At 74.7% G+C, this 4,309-nt stretch carries 4 protein-coding genes; 3 read left to right on the top strand and 1 reads right to left on the bottom strand.

From position 1 onward, the window contains the following. Window positions 1-209: 209 nt before the first annotated feature. Window positions 210-866: an inorganic diphosphatase gene (locus tag BN12_RS20390; protein WP_048554652.1), complete on the bottom strand. Its 657-nt coding sequence runs from the start codon at window positions 864-866 to the stop codon at window positions 210-212. A gap of 85 nt (window positions 867-951) precedes the next feature. Between BN12_RS20390 and BN12_RS20395 the strand changes: the two genes are divergently transcribed. The 3 genes from BN12_RS20395 to tilS all read left to right on the top strand — a co-directional run. Further along, the gene (locus BN12_RS20395; protein WP_048555335.1) at window positions 952-2,388 is read left to right on the top strand and encodes a D-alanyl-D-alanine carboxypeptidase/D-alanyl-D-alanine-endopeptidase; all 1,437 of its coding nucleotides are present in this window, start codon (window positions 952-954) and stop codon (window positions 2,386-2,388) included. 97 nt (window positions 2,389-2,485) lie between these two features. Next, complete coding sequence (locus BN12_RS20400) at window positions 2,486-3,538, top strand: zinc-dependent metalloprotease (RefSeq protein ID WP_048555337.1); 1,053 nt, start codon at window positions 2,486-2,488, stop codon at window positions 3,536-3,538. Window positions 3,539-3,545: 7 nt separating this feature from the next. Further along, window positions 3,546-4,309: tRNA lysidine(34) synthetase TilS (gene tilS / locus BN12_RS20405; RefSeq protein ID WP_048556675.1), on the top strand; the 764-nt coding region annotated here is incomplete at its 3' end.

Genomic DNA, 4,309 nt, shown 5'->3' on the forward strand with positions numbered 1-4,309 from the left:
GGCGGTCTGGCACCCGATCGGGGCCTGTGCACCACCTCTGGACCCGGACGGTCGCGAGGAGGATCGCACCGTGGCGGGTGCCGGGGCGTGCATGCCTGGCGGTCTGGCACCCGATCGGGGCCTGTGCACCACCTCTGGACCCGCTCGGCATTCACCCGGGCCCGAGGATCACACCGGGCCGGCGCCGGATCGACCCCGGCGCGGACGCGTCAGGACTTGGTGTCCGACAGCGGGTGCTCCTTCGTCGCGAGGCGCTCGGTCGGGCCGGGCTCGGCCGGCGTCCACTCCGACGGAGCCTTCGCGTGGCTCTGCTTCCCGCCTTCGGACAGGTCGTGGACGTTCTCGTCGGTATGGTCTGGCATCCGCCACCGGGCGGTCGTCAGGCCGGCGTCGCGCGCCCGGGCCACCGCCTCGCGGACGCACTCCTCGGCCTCCGCGCGTCCCGCCCAGTGCGCGCCCTCGACGGACTTGCCGGGCTCGAGGTCCTTGTAGGTCTCGAAGAAGTGCTGGATCTCCAGCCGGTCGAAGTCGTTGATGTCGTCCAGCTCGACGATGGCGTCCTTGCGCGGGTCACCGGCGGGCATACAGAGGATCTTGTCGTCACCGCCCGCCTCGTCGCGCATGTGGAACATCCCGATCGGCCGGGCCCGGACGAGGCATCCCGGCCACGTCGGCTCGTCGAGGAGCACGAGGGCGTCGAGCGGGTCGCCGTCCTCCCCGAGGGTGTCCTCGATGTACCCGTAGTCGGCGGGGTACCGCGTCGAGGTGAAGAGGAGACGGTCGAGCCGGATGCGACCCGTGGCGTGGTCGACCTCATACTTGTTCCTGCTGCCCTGCGGGATCTCGATGGTGACGTCGAACTCCACGAGCCCCTCCTCATCATGTCTCGGTGACCTAGGCTGCCGTCGACACGGCATCGTGCCGGACAGCCTATTGCCGAAAGGGGGGCCGGTGCGCCGCGCGTTCGCCATCCTCGGCTCGGTGGTGGTCCTCGGCGTGGTCGGGTATGCCGTCGCCGACGTCTACGACGTCGTCCCCGGGGTCCTCACGCGCGACCGGCCGATCACCCTCCCGACAGCGGAGCCGACGACCGGCACCGGGCCGGCGGTGACCCTTCCGACGGCCGACGCCACGACCGCCCCGCTCACCGCCGCCGGGCTCACGGCGCCGCTGCCGACGGCACCCGGGCTCGCCAGGAGGCTGACGCCGCTCCTCGCCGACCCCGCCCTCGGCGGCAATGCCGGTGTCGTCGTCCGCGACGCGCTGACCGGGAGGACCCTCTTCCAGCGGGCCCCCGACACCCCGCGCATGGCCGCCTCCACCCAGAAGCTGCTCACGGCAGCCGCCGTGACCTCGCAGTCCGACCTCGGCCGCACGATGGACACCCGGGTCGTCCAGGGACCCCGGCCGACCGACATCGTGCTCGTCGCGGCCGGCGACACGATGCTCGCCCGGGGACGCGGCAACCCGACGGCGATCCCCGGACGGGCCGGCCTCGGCGACCTCGCCGGCCAGGTCGCAGCGGCCCTGAAGAGGAAGGGGACGACGAGGGTCTCCCTCCGGCTCGACCTCACGTATGCCGCAGGCCCCGCCTACGCTCCGGGCTGGGACCCCGACGACCCGAAGACCGGTGTGACGCAGGGCGTCTTCATGATCGGGCTCGCCGACCAGCGGCCCGAGGTCGGCCATCCCTCGCCGACCGACCCACCGGCCTCGGTGGCCCGGGCCTTCGTGTCCGCGCTCGCGGCACGCGGGATCAGGGCGTCGACGGCGAGCGAGCGGACGTGGCACGCCAAGGCGCCGGCCGGTGCGACCGTCCTCGGGTCGGTCAGCTCCGCGCCCGTCGGAGACGTCCTCGCGCAGGCGCTCGACGACAGCGACAACGCGATGACCGAGAACCTCTGCCGGCAGGCCTCCGTCGCCCACGGTGGGAAGACCTCCTTCGCGGGCGCGGCGGCATACGTCGTCTCGCGGGTCAAGGCCCTCGGCGTCGACACCGCCGGCGTGCGGATCTCCGACTGCAGCGGCCTGACCCGGGCCGACCGGGTGCCGGCCCGGGTCGTCGCCGACGTCCTCACGCTCGCCTCCACGGGTCACGACGAGCCGCTCGCGAGCATCGTCGCCCGGCTCCCGGTGGCGGGGCTCACCGGCTCGCTCTCCGACCGTTTCGACGCGAAGGCCACCCGTCTGGTCGCCGGCGTCCCCCGCGCGAAGACCGGCACCCTCATCGGCTCCTCCGGCCTCGCAGGCACTACCGTCGACTCGGACGGGCGCCTCCTGTCGTTCGTCGTCATCGCCGACCACGTCCCCGCCTCGCAGGGAACGCTCGCCGCGCGGGACGCGTTGGACCGGTTCGTCGCCGGGCTGACCTCGTGCGGGTGTCGGTGACGGCCCGACGGCTCACGCGCACCGACGGCGTCCGCGGGCCCGCGACCTGCACGAGAGCGACCGGCACGAGACCGACCTGCACGGAAGGGGACGCCAGATGACAGCGGAGGCGACGGCATACGTCGACTGGGAGTTCGCGAAGGCCACCGGCCGCCGGCTCGTCACGGGCGGACCGCGAATCGCCGCGGAGGAGGCCCGCGAGGTCGTCGCCGCCGTCGCGGCCGCCGCCGTCGCCGCCCGCGGACCGGTCGCGGACACCTCCCGGCTGCATACCCCGGACGGCGCTCCGGACGCCGTCGTCGTCGACCGGACCCGGTGGATCGAGACGAACGCCGACTCGATGAAGGCGCTCATCGAGCCGGTGTTCACCGCGGTCCTCGCCAAGCGGCCCAGCATGCCGGCCGGGATGTCCGCGGTCGGCGGCAAGGTGACCGGTGCCGAGGCCGGCGCCCTCCTCGCCTACCTGTCGAGCCGGGTGCTCGGCCAGTACGACATCGCGCCGCAGGGGACCCCGAGCCTGCTCCTCGTCGCGCCGAACATCGTCCACGTCCAGCGCGAGCTCGACGTCGACGCGGCCGACTTCCGGGCGTGGGTGTGCATGCACGAGGAGACCCACCGCGTCCAGTTCACCGCGGTCCCCTGGCTGCGCGACCACCTCGTGTCCAGGACCCGGGACATCGCGGTCGACCTCACCCCCGACCCGTCCCAGCTCGTCGGCCGGGCCCGGCAGATCGTCGAGCGGCTCCCGGAGGTCCTCGGTGAGGGGGGCGCGGGGATCGCCGACCTCGTCACGACGCCGGAGCAGCGCGAGCAGCTCGCCGAGATCACCGCGGTCATGTCGCTCCTCGAGGGACACGCCGACGTCGTCATGGACGAGGTGGGCCCGGCGGTCATCCCGTCCGTCGCGACGATCCGCTCCCGGTTCAACGCCCGCCGCAAGGGCAGCGGCGCCCCCGACCGGCTGCTGCGCCGCCTGCTCGGCCTCGAGGCGAAGATGCGGCAGTACCGCGACGGCGCCGTCTTCGTCCGCGGGGTCGTCGACGCCGTCGGCTGGGACGGCTTCAACGCCGTGTGGACCTCTCCGGAGACCCTCCCTCGCGCGACCGAGATCACCGCGCCGGCCGCCTGGGTGGCCCGCGTCCACGGCTGACCGACGCGTGTCCGGACCGCCCCCCGCCGTCGCCGCGGTCCGGCACGCCGTGCGCACCGAGCTCGCCGACCTCCACCCCGGCGCCCTCGTCCTCGCGGCCTGCAGCGGCGGCGCGGACTCCCTCGCCCTCACCGCCGCGCTCGCCGTCGAGGGTCCTCGCCGGGCCCTGCGGTGCGGCGTCGTCACGGTCGACCATGGACTGCAGCCCGGCTCCGCCGCGGTGGGCGACGACGTCCTCGCGACGGCGGGCCGCCTCGGCCTCGACCCCCGGATCGTCGTCCGCGTCACCGTCGGGTCCGGCGTCGACGGTCCGGAGGCGCTCGCCCGAGGGGCGAGGTACCAGGCCCTCGACGAGGTGGCCGCCGCCCACCGCGCGACCGCCGTCCTCCTCGGCCACACCCGGGACGACCAGGCCGAGCAGGTCCTCCTCGGGCTCGCCCGGGGCTCCGGTGCACGGTCCTTGTCCGGTATGCCGCGCCGCCGGGGGGTCTACCGGCGGCCCCTGCTCGGGGTGACCCGCGAGCAGACGCGCTCGGCGTGCCGCGCGGAGGACCTGACCTGGTGGGACGACCCGCACAACGCCGATCCCGCCTACGCGAGGGTCCGGGCCCGGCGGCTGCTGGAGGTCATCGAGGCCGAGCTCGGGCCGGGTGTCGGGGCGGCCCTCGCCCGCACCGCCGACCAGCTGCGTGCCGACGCCGACCACCTCGACGCGCTCGCCCGGCGCGAGGTGGACCTGCTCGGCGCCGGTCCCTGGGACGTGGCCGCGCT

Origin of the sequence: Nostocoides japonicum T1-X7 (assembly GCF_001046855.1) — a bacterium.
Lineage (GTDB): Bacteria > Actinomycetota > Actinomycetes > Actinomycetales > Dermatophilaceae > Nostocoides > Nostocoides japonicum.